17 protein-coding genes are annotated in these 17304 nt (G+C 43.0%); 10 read left to right on the plus strand and 7 right to left on the minus strand.

Features of this window, described 5'->3' with window-relative positions; translation table 11 throughout:
- Nucleotides 1–2: 2 nt before the first annotated feature.
- The 4 genes from INQ51_RS11195 (at nt 3) to INQ51_RS11210 (ending at nt 4735) form a co-directional block, all read left to right on the plus strand.
- Nucleotides 3–314: a hypothetical protein gene (locus INQ51_RS11195; protein ID WP_233378058.1), complete on the plus strand. Its 312-nt coding sequence runs from the start codon at nt 3–5 to the stop codon at nt 312–314.
- 180 nt (nt 315–494) lie between these two features.
- A complete protein-coding gene (locus INQ51_RS11200) occupies nt 495–2867 on the plus strand; it encodes a glycosyl hydrolase family 95 catalytic domain-containing protein (protein WP_233378059.1) in 2373 nt (790 codons plus the stop codon).
- 126 nt (nt 2868–2993) lie between these two features.
- Complete coding sequence (locus INQ51_RS11205; protein ID WP_233378060.1) at nt 2994–4097, plus strand: DNA polymerase III subunit gamma/tau; 1104 nt, start codon at nt 2994–2996, stop codon at nt 4095–4097.
- 86 nt (nt 4098–4183) lie between these two features.
- A complete protein-coding gene (locus tag INQ51_RS11210; RefSeq protein ID WP_233378061.1) occupies nt 4184–4735 on the plus strand; it encodes a hypothetical protein in 552 nt (183 codons plus the stop codon).
- On the opposite strand, the gene pdxH is transcribed toward INQ51_RS11210, so the two are convergent.
- Entirely contained in the window at nt 4732–5367 is a 636-nt protein-coding gene (gene pdxH / locus INQ51_RS11215) for a pyridoxamine 5'-phosphate oxidase (RefSeq protein ID WP_233378062.1), read from the minus strand. The two genes, INQ51_RS11210 and pdxH, sit on opposite strands and share 4 nt — an antisense overlap.
- Nucleotides 5368–5487: 120 nt before the next feature.
- On the opposite strand from pdxH, the gene INQ51_RS11220 reads away from it, so the two are divergent.
- The gene (locus INQ51_RS11220) at nt 5488–6096 is read left to right on the plus strand and encodes a thioredoxin family protein (protein ID WP_233378063.1); all 609 of its coding nucleotides are present in this window, start codon (nt 5488–5490) and stop codon (nt 6094–6096) included.
- A 51-nt stretch (nt 6097–6147) separates the two neighbouring features.
- Here the strand turns inward: INQ51_RS11220 and rsmD are convergent, their stop codons facing one another.
- From rsmD to INQ51_RS11235, 3 genes are read right to left on the minus strand one after another with little or no spacing between them, the layout of a single operon-like run.
- Nucleotides 6148–6681: a 16S rRNA (guanine(966)-N(2))-methyltransferase RsmD gene (gene rsmD, locus INQ51_RS11225; protein ID WP_233378064.1), complete on the minus strand. Its 534-nt coding sequence runs from the start codon at nt 6679–6681 to the stop codon at nt 6148–6150.
- Nucleotides 6678–7493 (minus strand): DUF3822 family protein, encoded by an 816-nt coding sequence (locus tag INQ51_RS11230; RefSeq protein WP_233378065.1) that lies wholly within the window; start codon nt 7491–7493, stop codon nt 6678–6680. Before INQ51_RS11230 ends, rsmD begins: the two co-directional genes overlap by 4 nt.
- A gap of 5 nt (nt 7494–7498) precedes the next feature.
- Nucleotides 7499–8131, minus strand: a complete 633-nt coding sequence (locus tag INQ51_RS11235; protein WP_233378066.1) for a hypothetical protein — start codon at nt 8129–8131, stop codon at nt 7499–7501.
- 91 nt (nt 8132–8222) lie between these two features.
- On the opposite strand from INQ51_RS11235, the gene INQ51_RS11240 reads away from it, so the two are divergent.
- Nucleotides 8223–9653, plus strand: a complete 1431-nt coding sequence (locus INQ51_RS11240) for an ATP-dependent RecD-like DNA helicase (RefSeq protein WP_233378067.1) — start codon at nt 8223–8225, stop codon at nt 9651–9653.
- A 4-nt stretch (nt 9654–9657) separates the two neighbouring features.
- Here the strand turns inward: INQ51_RS11240 and INQ51_RS11245 are convergent, their stop codons facing one another.
- The 3 genes from INQ51_RS11245 to rpsA are packed head-to-tail and all read right to left on the minus strand — an operon-like array spanning nt 9658 to nt 12887.
- Entirely contained in the window at nt 9658–10569 is a 912-nt protein-coding gene (locus INQ51_RS11245; RefSeq protein ID WP_233378068.1) for a ribonuclease Z, read from the minus strand.
- Nucleotides 10570–10576: 7 nt separating this feature from the next.
- Nucleotides 10577–10930 carry an STAS domain-containing protein gene (locus tag INQ51_RS11250; RefSeq protein ID WP_233378069.1) on the minus strand — a complete coding sequence of 118 codons (354 nt, stop codon included), beginning with the start codon at nt 10928–10930 and terminating at the stop codon, nt 10577–10579.
- Nucleotides 10931–10970: 40 nt separating this feature from the next.
- Nucleotides 10971–12887: a 30S ribosomal protein S1 gene (gene rpsA, locus INQ51_RS11255; protein WP_233378070.1), complete on the minus strand. Its 1917-nt coding sequence runs from the start codon at nt 12885–12887 to the stop codon at nt 10971–10973.
- A gap of 305 nt (nt 12888–13192) precedes the next feature.
- On the opposite strand from rpsA, the gene rfbA reads away from it, so the two are divergent.
- From rfbA to INQ51_RS11275, 4 genes are read left to right on the plus strand one after another with little or no spacing between them, the layout of a single operon-like run.
- Complete coding sequence (rfbA, locus tag INQ51_RS11260; RefSeq protein ID WP_233378071.1) at nt 13193–14074, plus strand: glucose-1-phosphate thymidylyltransferase RfbA; 882 nt, start codon at nt 13193–13195, stop codon at nt 14072–14074.
- 3 nt (nt 14075–14077) lie between these two features.
- Nucleotides 14078–14632, plus strand: a complete 555-nt coding sequence (rfbC, locus tag INQ51_RS11265; RefSeq protein ID WP_233378072.1) for a dTDP-4-dehydrorhamnose 3,5-epimerase — start codon at nt 14078–14080, stop codon at nt 14630–14632.
- Nucleotide 14633: 1 nt separating this feature from the next.
- Nucleotides 14634–15506 (plus strand): dTDP-4-dehydrorhamnose reductase, encoded by an 873-nt coding sequence (gene rfbD / locus INQ51_RS11270; protein ID WP_233378073.1) that lies wholly within the window; start codon nt 14634–14636, stop codon nt 15504–15506.
- Between the two features lie 3 nt (nt 15507–15509).
- Nucleotides 15510–17252: a phospho-sugar mutase gene (locus INQ51_RS11275; RefSeq protein ID WP_233378074.1), complete on the plus strand. Its 1743-nt coding sequence runs from the start codon at nt 15510–15512 to the stop codon at nt 17250–17252.
- The last annotated feature ends 52 nt before the right edge of the window (nt 17253–17304 follow it).

A 17304-nucleotide genomic window follows, 5' to 3' on the forward strand; every position in this document is an offset into this window, starting at 1 on the left:
AAATGACAAAGTTGAAAAAGATCGTGTTAATGACAAGCGGACCGGGCGTGCTGTTGGTGGAAGCCGTGGCTGTCTTTGTCCAGCTTTTTACAACACACAATGCCAAACCGATCATCGTTGGCGGGCTGGTCATTTTCTTTTTGATATTTATTCCCCTGTATTCGGTAGAGTATTTCAAACAGGAATTTCAACACGAGAAAAAGAAAAGTCTTCATTTTAAACGAAAAAATACACGCACCGAATGGCGGGGTGGAAATATTCACGGAAAGGTTCTGCACGAAGAGGAAAAACCGGGACACTTTTTTAAAAAGTAGTGGTTTGCTAAGTTATCGGTAGCAGCAGTATGCTGAACTTTTTTTCTTAAGTCAGATTGTAATCAAAAATCTCACGGAGTTCTGTGCCCTAAAAATTATCAGTTTATATTTGTTCCGAGAACGAAGAAAAAGCAGCAAAAATCAATATTCAACTTACTGTTTTAAACCGGTATTGAGACTATGAAGAAGAACATATTATTATTTTTTTTAGTGGCCCTGGTATTTTTGGGGTGTAAAAGGAAAGAAGATTTTACCGAAAAACTTTGGTACCAACAACCGGCCAACAACTGGCTGGAAGCTTTACCCACCGGAAACGGCCGTTTGGGGGCGATGGTGCATGGGGGAGTTCAACAAGAAGATCTTCAGTTAAACGAAGAGAGCCTTTGGGCTGGTTGTAAAGAGGAACCGTATCCTGAAAATGTTGGAGTGCATTACGAGAAGTACCGGCAATTAAACCTCGATCGCAAATTTGAAGAAGCTTTTGATTATGCAATGGAACATCTGGCAGTTAGTCCTACCAGTTTCCGGCCTTATGTTCCGTTTGGAAATATTCTTATTGATTTTGACCACCCGGAAGCTACGGATTACCGCCGGGAGCTGGATTTAAGCACCGCCATTGCTACGGTTGAATATACCGTGGCAGGAAAGCGTTTTCGGCGTCAGACATTTGTGTCGGCGGCTGATGATGTGTTGGTTTATCGTTTTGAAAGTTTAGACGGGGAGAAGATTGACGCTGCTATTGCCTTTAAAAGGGAGAAAGATGCAACAACCGAAGTGCTTGACAAGGGGCTGAAAATGACAGGGCAGATTTTTGACGACCCGGACGGATACGATGATAATCCAGGCGGATCGGGAAAAGGTGGTTTGCACATGAAATTCGCCGGATTGGCCGAAGTGCTTGATGCCGATGGCAAAGTAAGCAAAACAGATACTTCGCTCTTACTAACAGAAACGAGCTCGTTTACACTGATTATGAGTGGGGCAACCAATTTCGATGTGCAAAAATTGAATTATGATGAAAGCATTAATAGCTTTTCGAAAGCAGAAACTACAGTTAAGCTGGCATCAAAAAAATCGTTTAAGGAATTGCGTGATGCCCATGTTCTGCAACACGCGGAAATGTACAAACGGGTTGATTTAAACCTGGTTCAAATGGAACAGGACACGGTTCCGACCGATGTTCGGCTGAAACATTTAAAAGAAGGTATCGACGATGTTTACCTGAATCAGTTATTGTTTCAGTATGGCCGGTATTTACTGATTACCAGTTCGGGTGGCAAGGCCGTTTTACCTGCCAACTTGCAGGGTATCTGGAATAAAGACATGTGGCCTGCCTGGGAATCGGACTACCACATGAATATAAATTTGCAAATGAATTACTGGCCGGCAGAGGTTTGCAATCTGTCGGAAACCGTTCACCCGCTTTCCAATTACATCGAAAAGCTGGCAGGCAACGGACACGAGACGGCTAAAAAGTACGTCGGCTCAGATGGATGGATGTCGCACACGGCAAGTAATGTTTTTGGGCGTACAACACCTTCTGCTTCAACAAAAACTTACCAGGTGAATGTGGGATACAGTTTTCCATTGGCCGGTGCCTGGATGACCCAGACTTTATGGCGGCATTACCAGTTTACGCTTGACAAAGATTACCTGGAAGAAACAGCTTATCCTTTAATAAAAGGCTCTTCGCGTTTTATAATGGATTTTCTGAGCGAGTATGAAAACGGACAACTGGTTACAGCTCCCTCGTATTCTCCCGAAAACAAATACATTCACCCGGAAACCCGAAAGCCTTTGGCAAACACTGTTGCGGCAAGTATCGATATTCAGATTATCCGGGATGTACTAAACAGTTGTAAAGAAGCTGAAAGCATTTTGGGAAAACAGGAACTCACCAACGAAATTGACTCGGTGTTGAAACGTTTACCGGAAATAAAGATAGGTGCCAACGGAACTGTAATGGAATGGATTGAAGATTATGAAGAACAGGAACCCGGACATCGTCATATTTCACACATGTACGGACTTTACCCTTCGGCACAAATTAATCCTTCGAACCCGGAATTGTTTGCAGCTGCCCGTAAAACCCTGGAGCGTCGATTGGCTTCGGGTGGGGGGCAAACCGGGTGGAGCCGGGCATGGATGATCAGCTTTTTTGCGCGTTTGCTCGATGGAAACGAAAGCTACAAACATGTTAATGCACTGCTGAAGGAACAAATGACCAATAATCTTTTCGATTTGCATCCTCCGCGTATTTTTCAAATTGATGGAAACCTGGGAGCAACTGCAGGTATTGCCGAAATGCTGTTGCAATCGCATGAACCAGGTATTATTCGTTTGCTCCCAGCTTTGCCCGAAAAATGGAAAACAGGCAGTGTAAAAGGCCTGAAAGCAAGAGGGAATTTTGAAGTGGCTATGGAATGGGAAAACAATCAGCTGATTTCAGCCAAAGTTCTTGCGTTAAACGGAGGAAAAGTGAAGCTGGTGTATCAAGAAAAAGAAATAGAATTGAACCTGGAAAAGGGAGAAGAAGCTGAATGTAATTTTTAACACAGGAATCCGGCTAATTAAGCTTTTCACAATCAATCGGTTCTAAAAATGCCACTTTCTATGTTAATAAAAAAAGGCAGTTAAAAAGCCATATTTAATTATCTTTGGTCAACTTCTAGAGTGAATATGGAGAATTTCATCGTATCGGCAAGAAAATACAGACCAGACTCATTTGAAACGGTGGTGGCACAGGCTTCCATTACCGGAACGCTAAAAAATGCCATTAAAAGCAAGCAGCTGGCACACGCCTATTTGTTTTGTGGTCCGCGTGGTGTGGGAAAAACTACCTGCGCACGTATTTTTGCCAAAACGATCAACTGTACCAATCTTACTCCGGATACCGAAGCCTGTAACGAATGCGAATCGTGCAAGGCTTTTAACACAAGCCGCTCGTTTAATATCCATGAACTGGATGCGGCTTCGAACAACTCGGTGGATGATATCCGAACACTGACGGACCAGGTGCGGGTACCTCCGCAAATGGGAAAATACAGCGTTTACATCATCGATGAGGTTCACATGTTGTCTTCGGCGGCGTTTAACGCTTTTCTGAAAACACTGGAAGAACCACCCAAGCATGCTATTTTTATTTTGGCTACCACCGAGAAGCATAAAATTATTCCAACGATTTTGTCGCGTTGCCAGATTTTCGATTTTAACCGTATTGGTGTGGCTGAAATAACCACTCACCTTGAATACGTGGCAAAAAGCGAAAGTGTGGAGGTGGAAAGTGCCGGTTTAAATATTATTGCGCAGAAAGCCGATGGTGCCATGCGTGACGCCCTTTCTATTTTTGACCAGATCGTTAGTTTCTCCGGAAAGAACATTACTTACCAAGATGTGATCTCCAACCTCAATGTGTTGGACTACGATTACTATTTCCGTTTGGTAGATGAATTTCTGAAAAACAATGTAACGGAAGTGTTGATGATCTTCAACGACATTCTGAATCATGGTTTTGACGGGCATCATTTTATTACCGGATTAAGCAGCCACCTGCGCGATATTTTGGTGTGTAAAGACGCGGTTACGGTTCAGTTGCTGGAAGTGGGCGGAGACATCAAGGAAAAATACAAGGCGCAGGCAATGATTGCCAACAGCGATTTTCTGCTGGAAGCTTTGCAGATTGCCAACGAGTGCGACATGAGCTACAAAGTGAGCCAAAACAAACGTCTTCTCATTGAGCTTGCCCTAATCAGGATAGCACAGCTAACCTTAAAAAAAAAATAGCTGACGGTCCGGATGATATTCTGGAACCTATTTTTACCGGCGTAGAAACCAAAGAAGAAGCTCCGGTAACTCCAACATCCAGGCCGGTGTCGAAACCTGCAGCGGCTCCGGTTGCAAAGGAAGCTGATGCTAATTCGTCTCAGCCTGCACCCCGGATTGTAAAACGAAGAAACGGAGGTTTGAGTACTCCATCGATCAAGCGGGCTTTAAAGGGCGAATTCGACGACGAAAAGCAGATATCAGCCAAAGAACAGCACGAACTTTATTCGAAGGCCGGAGAGACCAATCCGTTTACCGAAGAACAGTTAAAGGAAAAGTGGGACGCCTTTTTGCCCCGGGTTGAAGACCGTCCGAGTATAAAGGCAACTTTATCGGTGCTGCCAAAAATTATGGATGATTTTTCGTTGCTGCTGGAAATTGATAACCGCATTCAGGATGAGATGCTGGCAGAAATTCGCCCCGAACTTGTTTCTTACCTGAGAAAAGAGCTTCGGAATTCCAACATCAATCTGAAAACCCTTGTGACGGAAATAAAACGCGAAAAGATCATTTATTCCGACATTGAAAAATACCAGGCTATGGCCGAAAGAAACCCGAACCTGGCACTTTTGAAGAGAACACTGAACCTCGATTTCTAGGGAGCCAGTCGTTTGATGCTCCAGTTTTCAGCCTGCTTTTCGTACACAATGCGATCGTGTAGCCGGTTTGCGCGGCCTTGCCAGAATTCAAATTTTAAAGGATGCACCAAATAGCCTCCCCAGTGTTCGGGACGTTTCGGATCGGCTCCGTTCAAATGGCTTTTCATTTCAGCAAATTTCTCTTCCAGGTAATCACGAGAAGGGACTTCGGTGCTTTGTGCCGAAACAGCTGCCGCAATCTGGCTGTCGAGTGGGCGCGAGTGAAAATACTGTTCCGAAGTTTCTTCTACTGTTTTTTCGGCAGTCCCGGTAATTCGGACCTGCCGTTCCAGTTCCGCCCAATAGAAATGAAGGCTGACTTTTGGGTTTTGTGCAATGGCTCTTCCTTTTTCACTTTGGTAATTGGTAAAAAAGGTAAATCCATCGTTCCCGAAATCTTTTAGCAACACAATTCTCGATTGGGGAAAACCATCTTCTCCAACCGTTGTCAGGGCCATGGAAGTGGCATCAGGCAAGTCCAGTTCAAGCGCTTCATTCATCCATTGCGAAAAAAAGTGAATGGGATCGGATGCCGCCTCTTTCTTGGTGAGAGCGGCCTTTTTATAGTCTCTTCTTATCGAATCCAGTTTCATCTCGTATCGTTTTCAACCAAGAAACCCCTCACGCCGGTTTTTGTTTAGAGTATGAACCAATATTTGTTGCTGCTTGTTTGATATACAGACAACTAAGTGTTTAATTTAATGCCAAGGATTATGAAGGAATTAATGGTTTTTATAATGCTACTGATGGGAGTTTCAAGCTATGCCGAAAACAAAATGGGAAAGCTTTCGATAGGAGACAAGGCTGTATTGACCGACGTTAAAATGATGGACGTTACCGGGAAAGAGGTTTCGTTGAACGACGTGAAAAAGGAAAACGGCTTGTTGGTTTTGTTTTCCGGGAATACCTGTCCGTTTGTAATGAAATGGGAGGGAAGGTACAACGATCTAAAAGCCTGGGCCGATAAAAACGAAGTAGGGATGATCGTGCTGAATTCAAATTACCAAAACCGGGATGGGGGAGATTCGATGGAGGCCATGAAAAAAAAGGCAAAAGAGCAGGACTACCGGTTTTACTATGTGGTGGATAAAGAGTCGCAAATTGCCAATGCTTACGGAGGGCAGACAACGCCTCATGCGTTCCTTTTCAATAAAGATTTTGAACTGGCCTACAAAGGTGCCATTGATGATAACTACGACAGTGCTGACGGTGTTAAACAGGCCTATTTGAAGGATGCTATCTCCAGTTTGTCGGAAGGCAAAGAAATAGCCACCAAGGAAACCAAACCTGTTGGCTGCAGCATTAAACGGAAGCTGGATTAAGTGGATTGGAAATTGAAAAAGAGGAAAGCTCTCAGCAAACGTTGAGGGCTTTTATTGTTCAAAAAAGCTAAAATGAACCTTCCCGTAATTTCTTATTTCCCGAAAACCCGGGTGTGAGCTAAAGTCGAACTCTTTCGGGTGCTCCAGAATAAAAACACCTTCGGGCGCCAATATTCCGGCAGAAAGTACCACATCAGGGATGGTTTGAAATGAAGTTAAATTAAACGGTGGATCGGCAAAAATGATGTTGAATGAGTCGTGCGATTTTTGCAGAAATTTAAATACATCGGCTTTGAAAACCCGTGCATTCTCAATTTCCAGCGTTTCCAGAACTTCCAGTATAAACTTGTAATGAACAAAGTCACTTTCAACCAGTGTTACCTGTTTACAGCCCCGGCTGACAAACTCGTAGCCCATACTTCCGGTTCCGGAGAAAAGATCCAGCACATTTTTGGTGGAAAACTCGTAACGGTTTTCAAGGATATTGAACAGTGCTTCCTTGGCAACATCAGTGGTTGGCCGCGCTCTAAACTTCTTCCCGGGATGAAACATCCTTCCTTTGTATTTTCCTCCAACTATTCTCATTTTCCGTTAAATAAACAGGGATATTCTGAAATGGTTTTTTGATCAAGTCCGCTTGTCGCACTGGGTGAGGGGACAAAGTAATCCACCGAGCGGAAGTATTTCTCCAGCATCTCGCAGGAAGCTGTTAGAAATACGGACTTTCCGGCCAGGTAAGCCGAAATGTTTTTGGGCGTAACCTTGAATTGCTTTAAAGCGCTTAAGATGTAATAAACCGCATCGTTTGCGTGTTTTATGCTAAAGGCATTACACAGTTTCAGTTGCCCTTCATCAAAATAAATAATGTACAATTCCTTTTCGTCAAACAAAAGGCGAACTTGTTTTTCCTGTGCGTCTTTCTCGTTTTGGCGGATCAGGTTTTCTACTCCATGCCGTATTTGGAAAGACTCAAAGTGGTCGTTCAGGAAACGTTTCAGTTCGGTTGGCAGCAGAAAAAGCAAGCGGGCATTCAGTTGTTCAATGTTTGAAACCGCATATTCTTCTGTTTGCACAGGAAATAGCATCCGAATAGTGTCTGAAAAGATTTGTTCTTCATTCAGGTTATCCGGGAGCAAGGTGAAATGAGGCCCCATCCAAATAAGCTCCAGTGCTTTGTACTTTTTTTGTAAAAGCTCTTCTTCGTGTATCCAGTCTTCCAGTCGTCTGGCAACGAGTTGTTCGTTGCTAATTTTCAGATCAGTATGTTTGAAAACCAGCAGGCTGTTGTCGTTTGCTTTGCGGATACAAAAAGAAAATCCATTCAGGCTAACCTGAATGGATAATATGTATTGTAATGATTCTTCGTTACGAAAAGATTCGTTTAAATAGTCATACATGTGATTTATTCCCAGTTTCCTGCGTTGTTATTAGCTTCTTCGAGTGAACCCACTTTTAATCCGGGATATTTATCGTTGGTACGACGCTGGTCATTCATGTTAATGATCAGTTGTTCGTCAAGTCCGCGAAGAATAACGTTGTTATGTGCTTTTGCTTCGAAAAGAGGAACTTTAATACCTGAACCTGTTGTAAGAATGGTTTGTGCCAAATGGAATTCTGTTGGCTCACCCGGAACCGGAACATAACGTAAGCTGTTGGCGTCGTAGTTGCCTCCAAAAAGTGCTTCAATAACGCTCACTCTAACGGTATCACGAATGATCAAACCCATCTGGATGGCTTTCTTTTCCGTAATTTTTGCATCAATCATACTGTCGGTCAATTCACCGATAGCTCTAATGTTACGTACTGAGTCGTGTGCAACAAAGTCAACCAAGGTATCCCAACTTCCTGTGAATTTTCCATACACATCCTTATAAGCAACCTGGGCTTTTCTAATGTCTTTAAGCTTCTGGATAGTTACAGCATAACGCGCTTCTTTGGCCTTATCAAATTCAATAGGGCGCTGAACACTTTGATAAATAAAATATGTTATAACAACTGCAGCAACAACCAGCAAGATCTGAATTACGGTTCTCATTTTTATTTTTTTATAGGTTCATTTTTCGTTTGCCTGCAAATTTATAAAAAAAAACAAATTAGTTTCCTTTACAAAAAGTTATTTTAGGCGTATGATCAAAAATCACCTGATAAATCTTCTTACCTCGAAATTGCCTTTTGAACCTACGGGAAGCCAACGGCTTTTGATCGATGTTTTGGCCGGTTTTATTACTTCCAACGAACCCGATGAGCTGCTTTTGATTAAAGGGTATGCGGGTACCGGAAAAACGACTATGATGCATGCGTTGACCCAGGTTTTGGATGTACTCAAAATACGCTCGGTATTGATGGCTCCAACCGGGAGGGCTGCCAAAGTGATGGCCGGATACACAGGCAAACCCGCTTACACCATTCATAAAACCATTTACCGGCAGCAAACAACCTCGGATGGAATGGGGAGGTTTGTTTTGAACAAGAATTTGTACAAGAACACCTATTTTATTGTGGATGAAGCGTCAATGATCTCCAACGAGTTAGGCGAAAACTCGGTTTTTGGAAGTGGCCGGGTACTGGATGACTTGCTGGAATATGTTTATTCGGGAGTAAATTGCCGGCTGATTTTGGTCGGAGATACAGCTCAGCTACCTCCTGTGGGATTAAGCATTAGTCCGGCGTTGGAAGCCGCCGAGTTGGAACACTATGGTTTTGGCGTACAGGAAATTGAACTTACCGATGTGGTCAGGCAGGCCGAAGATTCAGGAATATTGAGCAATGCTACGGAATTAAGAAGCATTATTGGAGACACGCCCGATTTTGAAGGTTTTTTTCCCATACAAATGGAGGGATTTGACGATGTTACAAGAATATCGGGAGGAGAACTGATCGAAACGCTTACTACCTGTTACGATAAATACGGATTGTTTGATACCACCGTAATCACGCGTTCCAACAAACGGGCAAATGTTTTTAACAAGGGGATCAGAGGTTCTATTTTGTACAAAGAGAACGAAATCGAGAAAGGCGATCTGCTGATGGTGGTGAAGAATAACTATTTCTGGGCAACGCCTGATTCCGGAATTGAATTTATAGCCAATGGCGACATTGCGGAGATTATTGGAATAAACGGTTACGAAGAATTGTACGGTTTCCGTTTTGTGAATGTTAGTTTACGGTTTGTTGACTACGAAAACGTGGAAATTGACTGTAAGATCTTTCTGGATACACTGACAATTGAAACAGCTTCGTTTTCGAACGATCAAAACCGGAGTTTGTTTGAGGCTGTTTCGGAAGATTACATGGAGATACGAAACAAGCGGGAACGCTGGAAGAAGATCAAGGAAGATCCCTATTTCAATGCTTTGCAAGTAAAGTATGCTTATGCGTTAACTTGTCATAAGGCCCAGGGGGGACAGTGGAAAGCTGTTTTTGTTGATCATGGATATCTGGTGGAGGATATGCTTGATACCGAATACTACCGCTGGTTGTATACGGCTTTTACCCGGCCAACAAAAAAACTGTACCTGGTTAATTTTGACAAGGGGTTCTTCGACGAAATGGAGTAGCGTTTCAGATTGTGTGTTTGCGTCCCTCAATGGCTGCTTCTGTATTGGGAAATACTTCCTTGGTTTCCTGCACAAAACGCGAAATGTCTTTAAAACGAGCCGAAAAATGTCCGATCAGAAGTTTCCCTGCGCCGGAAAGTTTGGCCATTTCTCCCGCTTCCTTTGTGGTGGAATGAAGTGTTTTCCCTGCCAATTCTTTGAGTTCCTCCAGGAATGTTGTTTCATGGTACAGCAAATCAACTCCGTTTAAAATATCTGCATTAATAGGATAAAAAGCCGTGTCGGTGCAAAAAGCGTAAGAAGTTGGTTTGGGTGAAGGAATGGTAAGATCGGCGTTGGCAATAAGCTGTCCTTCATCAGTTGTAAAGTCAGCCCCGGCTTTAATATCCTTGATGGAAGCAATGGGGATGTTGTAGGCCTTGATCATATCTTTCTGGATATTCGCCGGCTTTTGTTTTTCCCTGAAAAGAAAGCCGCAGGTTGGAATACTGTGTTTCACCGGAAAAGAAAGCACTTCTACTTTCTTTGATTCAAAAATGAGTTGAGGCTTTTTAAAATTAAGCGGATGAAATATGGGCTTAACCGTCATATCGCCGCGAATAAAATCAAGCTGTGGCTGAATCAGGTCTTTTAATTCGGAATGGGAATAAATATGCAAGTCACTTTTAACTCCCATCAGGTTCATGGTCGAAATTAGCCCGATCAATCCGTAATAGTGATCGCCGTGAAGATGGGAGATAAAAATATGCCGGATCTTGCTGAAACTAATCTTGTTGCGTCTCAGCTGAATTTGCGTACCTTCCCCGCAATCGATCAAAAAACAAAACCCAGGTACTTCAAGTACCTGGGCTGTTGGATATCTGTTCGAAGTTGGTAATGCTGAATTACTTCCCAATATGGTCAGTTCGAAAGACATTTCTGTTCTACAGGTTATCCTTCTTTTCCAGTAATCTTTCGGCTTCTTCAGCGGTATCTGTAATTAACAGAACCGTGTGCAGCATCGAAATCTTAACCAGGTTTTCCACATCAGGTTGAAGGCCACATAGAATAAATGTTCCTATGGCATCTTCACAAAGCCTGTTGGCTACCAAAACTGCTCTCAAACCCGAAGAATCGCAATAAGTAACGTTACTTAAGTCGAGAACAATGTTTTTTTCACCTTCATTATTGACAAGAACCAATTCCGATTTAAGATCGGGAGCGTTGTTGGTATCTAATCTGTCGGCGTTTACTTTTACCAAAGTATACGATCCGCATTTCTGAATATCGAACGTCATGGTTTCAATTTACGAAATTCAGTTTAAAATAACCAACTGCTTATTTGTCTTTTTTCTCTTCTTGCTCCATTTGAGTTTTCAAAGCAGCCAATTCGCTGATGTCACCAAGAGTTGTTTTCTCGATGTTATCGCTTACTGATTTCATGGCACGTTTGTTAGAACGTGACTGAGTTTTGCGGTTCTCAGTTTCTTCAGCGCGTTTTACATCTTCAAAAATTCTTGAGTGCGAAACGATGATACGTTTTGCCGACTTGTTGAATTCGATTACTTTGAAATCCAGTTTTTCATCTTGTTTAACTGAAGATCCGTCTTCTTTTACAAGGTGACGTGGAGTAGCAAAACCTTCAACACCATAAGGAAGGGCGATAACTGCACCTTTGTCCATCAATTCAACCACAGTTCCTTCGTGAATTGAATCAGGAGTGAAGATGGTTTCGAATACATCCCATGGGTTTTCTTCCAGTTGTTTGTGGCCAAGACTCAAACGACGGTTTTCTTTGTCGATGTCCAGAACTACAACTTCAATTGGCTCAGCAATAGCAGTGAATTCTGATGGATGTTTGATCTTCTTAGTCCAGCTCAGGTCTGAAATGTGGATCAATCCGTCAACACCTTCTGTGATTTCAACAAATACACCAAAGTTGGTGAAATTGCGAACCGTTGCAGTGTGTTTTGAACCAACACCGTATTCAGTGTCAATGTTAGCCCATGGATCTTCTTTCAGTTGTTTGATACCCAGTGACATTTTACGTTCTTCACGATCCAGTGTGAGGATAGCAGCTTCCACTTCGTCGCCAACGCTTAAGAAGTCTTGTGCGCTACGCAGGTGCTGGCTCCAGCTCATTTCAGAAACGTGGATCAGACCTTCAACACCAGGTGCGATTTCAACAAATGCACCGTAGTCGGCAATAACAACTACTTTACCTTTTACTTTGTCGCCAACTTTCAGCTCAGCATCCAGGTTATCCCATGGGTGAGGAGTCAGTTGTTTCAAGCCAAGAGCGATACGTTTTTTGTCATCATCGAAATCAAGGATCACCACGTTCAGTTTCTGATCCAGTTCAACGATTTCGCTCGGATGGTTGATACGTCCCCAAGAAAGGTCAGTGATGTGGATCAATCCGTCAACACCACCAAGGTCCATGAATACACCGTACGAAGTAACGTTTTTAACGATTCCTTCCAGTACCTGGCCTTTTTCAAGTTTAGCGATAATGTCTTTCTTCTGTTGTTCCAGTTCAGCTTCAATAAGTGCTTTATGAGAAACAACAACGTTACGGTATTCGTGGTTAATTTTAACAACTTTGAATTCCATTGTTTTACCCACAAAAATATCGTAGTCGCGAATAGGTTTCACATCAATTTGCGATCCTGGCAAGAATGCTTCGATTCCGAATACATCCACGATCATACCACCTTTTGTGCGGCACTTGATGTAACCTTTGATGATTTCGTCTTTCTCCAAAGCTTCGTTAACACGTTCCCAAGAACGGGTAGCACGGGCTTTTTTGTGCGACAGGATCATCTGTCCTTTTTTGTCTTCCAGACTTTCGATGTAAACGTCTACTGAATCGCCTACTTTCAACTCCGGATTGTAACGGAATTCGTTCAAACTAACGATACCGTCTGATTTGTAACCTATGTCAACAACTACTTCTCTTTTGTTCAGAGATATTACAGTTCCTTCCAGAACTTCTTTTTCTGAAACGGTGTTCAGCGTGTCGTTGTAAAGGTCTTCCAGGTCGCCTCTTTCTTTTTCAGAATAAGCATCTCTGCCGACTTCCAGGCTTGCCCAGTCAAATTCTTCTGTTTTGTTTTCTGTTTTGGCTGCTTTAGCCGGTTTTGCCTCTGCTGCTGCTTCTGCAACAACTTCTTCTTTCACGGCTGCTGCCGCTTCTTCCTGAACAGGAGTTTCTTTTACTTCCTCCTCAAGATTTACTTTCTTTTCTTCTGTCATGTAATTCTTAATAAACTAATGAGTTAGACATTATATTGATAAAAATCGCGCGCAAAATTATAACTTAATTCATACCCTGCAAAAGTTTTCGCCTATTTTGTTGGTTTTGAGCCAAAAAAATAGCTTTCCGTACTCCGAATTTGAGATAAGTTCAGATACTTTCAAATACTTATAATGCCAAATGGTTCAAAAATGGTACATTTGCTCGCATACTTACGTAACGGTTTAAGCTCTTCGGAGTTTCAATACACTGGGAAAACTTTAAAACACAGATTATAACTTTTGAACAAAACAATTTGAAAGATATGAAAGGAATAATTCTAGCAGGAGGCTCCGGAACACGTCTGTATCCGATCACCCGTTCCATTTCAAAACAAATTATACCGGTTTACGATAAACCAATGATTTACTATCCGTTATCGGTGCTTATGCTGGCCGGAATCAGGGAGATTCTGATCATTTCGACCCCGACAGATATTGTTTTGTATGAAAATCTTTTTGGAGATGGTTCGCAGCTGGGATTAAAATTATCTTACGTAGTGCAGCCTTCGCCTGATGGTTTAGCACAGGCATTTATTTTGGGTGAAGAATTTATTGGTGACGACAATGTTTGTATGATCCTTGGCGACAATATTTTCTACGGGTATAATTTTAGCGGAGTTCTGGAACAGGCGGCCAACCTGAAAGATGGCGCTGTGGTTTTCGGGTATTATGTGAACGACCCTGAACGCTACGGTGTGGTTGAGTTTGACGAAAACGGGAAGGTGATCAGTATTGAAGAAAAACCGGAAAAACCAAAGTCGAATTATGCGGTTACCGGTTTGTATTTTTATTCAAACGATGTGGTGAAAAAAGCCAAAGGTTTAAAGCCTTCGAAAAGGGGAGAGTTGGAAATTACCGATTTGAACCGGCTTTATCTCAACGAAAACAGACTGAATGTAAAGCTTCTTGGCCGTGGATTTGCCTGGCTTGATACAGGTACACACGATAGTTTGCTGCAGGCATCAAACTTTATTGCCACCATCGAGCAGCGCCAGGGTTTAAAAGTGTCGTGTATCGAGGAAATCGCTTTCAAAAAAGGATTTATTGACAAGGACCAACTGATAGAATTAGCCAAACCTTTAAGTAAAAATCAATACGGACAGTATCTTTTGAGCCTGGCCGAAAAACAAATTATTTCTTTTTAATCAATGAATGTAATTGAAACCGGGTTTCCGGGTTTGCTGATTATTGAACCACGGGTTTTTGACGACAGCAGAGGATATTTTTTTGAATCCTATCAGGAGGATCGTTACCGGGAAGCGGGAATCAGCGCTTCTTTTATTCAGGACAATGAATCAAAATCGGGAAAAGGGGTGGTGCGTGGATTGCACTACCAGTTAAACGAGTTTGCACAGGCAAAACTGGTGCGTGTAATAGAAGGTGCAGTGTTGGATGTGGCGGTTGATTTGCGTGCGGGGTCCCCTACTTTTGGAAAATGGTTTGGAGTGGAATTGAGCGCCGACAATAAAAAACAGTTATTTATTCCGCGGGGCTTTGCACACGGCTTTTCGGTTTTGAGCGAAACAGCTATTTTTACTTATAAATGCGATAATTTTTACAACAAGGAAGCCGAACGATCGATCCATCCTTTTGACCGGAACTTAAACATCGACTGGAAAGTGAATGAGAAACTGGCCATTGTTTCAGAGAAAGACCTTGAGGCGCCTTTGTTTGTTGAGGCTCAAATGAATTTCAGTTTTTAACATGCGAATTTTAGTAAGCGGAGCATACGGACAGCTTGGAAGCGAATTAAAAACGCTTCGTTCAGAATATCCGGAATGGGATTTTCTGTTTACAGATGTCGATAGTCTCGATATTACGGATGAAAATGCGGTGAATCAATTCATAGCCGGTAAAAGTATCGACTTTCTGATCAATTGTGCCGCCTATACTGCCGTGGATAAAGCAGAGACGGACGTTGTGGTTGCCACGAAAGTAAATACGCTGGCACCCGGTATTCTTGCCAAAGTGACAAAGAAATACGGCATTAAACTCATACATATTTCTACCGATTATGTTTTTGCCGGCGATGCCTGTGAACCCTATTCAGAGGAGGATAAAGTAAATCCGCAGGGAGTTTACGGTCAGACTAAATTAGACGGAGAAAGAAATGTTCAGGCACAAAATCCTGAATCGATTATTATTCGCACTGCTTGGCTGTATTCGGTTTACGGAAATAATTTCGTAAAAACGATGTTGCGCGTGGGGCGCGAAAGAGGCGAATTGGGAGTGGTGTTCGACCAGGTTGGATCACCCACCAACGCAGCTGATTTGGCGGCCGCTGTGCTCGGTATCATTCGTTTGTGCGAGAAAGATGCATCCGCATTTGTTCCCGGTATTTACCATTTTTCGAACGAAGGAGTTGCCAGTTGGTACGATTTTGCGGTGGCTATTTTTGAGATGGCCGGAGTGGAATGCAAGGTAAATCCGCTAAGCAGCGAGCAGTTTCCAACGCCTACCAAACGACCGCACTACAGCGTGTTGAATAAATCGAAAATTCGGAATACTTTTGAAGTTCGGATACCCTACTGGAGGGATAGTTTAAAAGTTTGTTTACAAAGATTGGAAAAAATATAAGTTATGGAGAAGAATGAATTACTGGAAGTAAAAGCGAAAGCAAAAGAATGGCTTTCTGATACATACGATGCACAAACACGTGCACAGGTGCAGGCTCTGCTCGATGCCGAAGATCCTGCTGAATTGGTAGATGCTTTTTACAAAAACCTGGAATTCGGAACCGGTGGTCTTCGCGGAATTATGGGTGTTGGTACCAACCGGATGAATATTTATACCGTAGGTGCTGCCACTCAGGGCTTGAGCAATTATCTGAAAGTGAATTTTGCTGACCTTGAGGAAATTAAAGTAGCGATTGGTCACGATTGCCGGAACAACAGTCGTTTGTTTGCCGAAACCAGTGCCAAAATATTTGCCGCCAACGGCATCAAAGCTTATTTGTTTGAAGATTTGCGTCCAACTCCGGAACTGTCGTTTGCCATTCGCGAATTGGGGTGCCAGAGCGGAATTATCCTTACGGCTTCTCATAACCCGAAAGAATACAACGGCTACAAGGCTTATTGGGACGATGGATCGCAGATTGTTGCTCCGCACGACGAGAACATTGTAAACGAGGTGGCCCGGATTAAACCCGAAGACATTAAGTTTGACGGCCCCGATGACTTGATCGAAATAATGGGAGAGGAGATGGACAATAAATTCCTTGAAAATGTGAAAAAGGTTTCCATTTCTCCCGATGTGATCGCGCGTCACAAAGACATGAAGATCATTTACACGCCCATTCACGGGACGGGAGTGAAACTGATTCCAGATGCATTGAGAGCTTTTGGGTTTACCAACATCATCAACATTCCGGAACAGGATGTGGTGAGTGGTGATTTTCCAACCGTTGTTTCTCCCAACCCGGAAGAACCGGCAGCCATGGAAATGGCAACACAAAAAGCTGCTGAAATAAATGCCGATGTGGTGATGGCTTCCGATCCCGACTCTGACCGGATTGGTGTAGCGGTGAAAAATGACAAGGGAGAATACGTGATCCTGAACGGAAACCAGACCGCCCTGCTTTTCTTCTATTACATTATTGTAAACATGAAGAAAGAGGGAAAACTGAAAGGCAACGAGTTTGTGGTGAAAACCATTGTTTCCACCGAAATGATTGCCGAAGTGGCCCGCCGCAACAACATCGAATATTACGATGTGTACACCGGCTTTAAGTTTATTGCCGAAGTGATTCGGGAGAATGAAGGCGTCAAAAAATACATAGGCGGTGGCGAAGAAAGCTTTGGTTTTATGCCGTCTGATTTTGTGCGCGACAAGGATGCTGTTTCCGCTTGTGCGTTAATGGCTGAAATTGCTGCCTGGGCAATGGATCAGGGAAAGAGTTTGTACGAACTTTTACAGGATATTTACCTGGAATACGGATTCTCGCGCGAGAAGATGAAATACGTGGTTCGGAAGGGGAAAACGGGTGCCGAAGAAATTCAGCAAATCATGACCAAATTCCGCAACGACCCTCCGAAAGAACTGGGTGGCTCGCCAATGGAATGGGTGAAAGATTATTCAACGCTGGTGGCGAAAAACCTGATTACCGGTGAAGAGAAAAAGATCGATCAGAAAATTACTTCCAACGTATTGCAGTTCTTCACCCAGGAAGGAACCAAAATTTCGGTTCGCCCATCGGGAACGGAACCAAAGATTAAGTTCTATTTTGAAGTAAAAGGCGAGTTGCAAGCGCGGGCTGATTTTGATGCGGCCGAACAAAAGGCCGATGCAAAAATTGATGCCATTATGGAAGAGCTTGGACTGTAATTCTTTTTCGTCCGAAGAAAATTTGAGCTAAAAACATATCAGGGTGGCCGGT

Source organism: Maribellus sp. CM-23, from assembly GCF_021354595.1.
Lineage (GTDB): Bacteria > Bacteroidota > Bacteroidia > Bacteroidales > Prolixibacteraceae > Draconibacterium.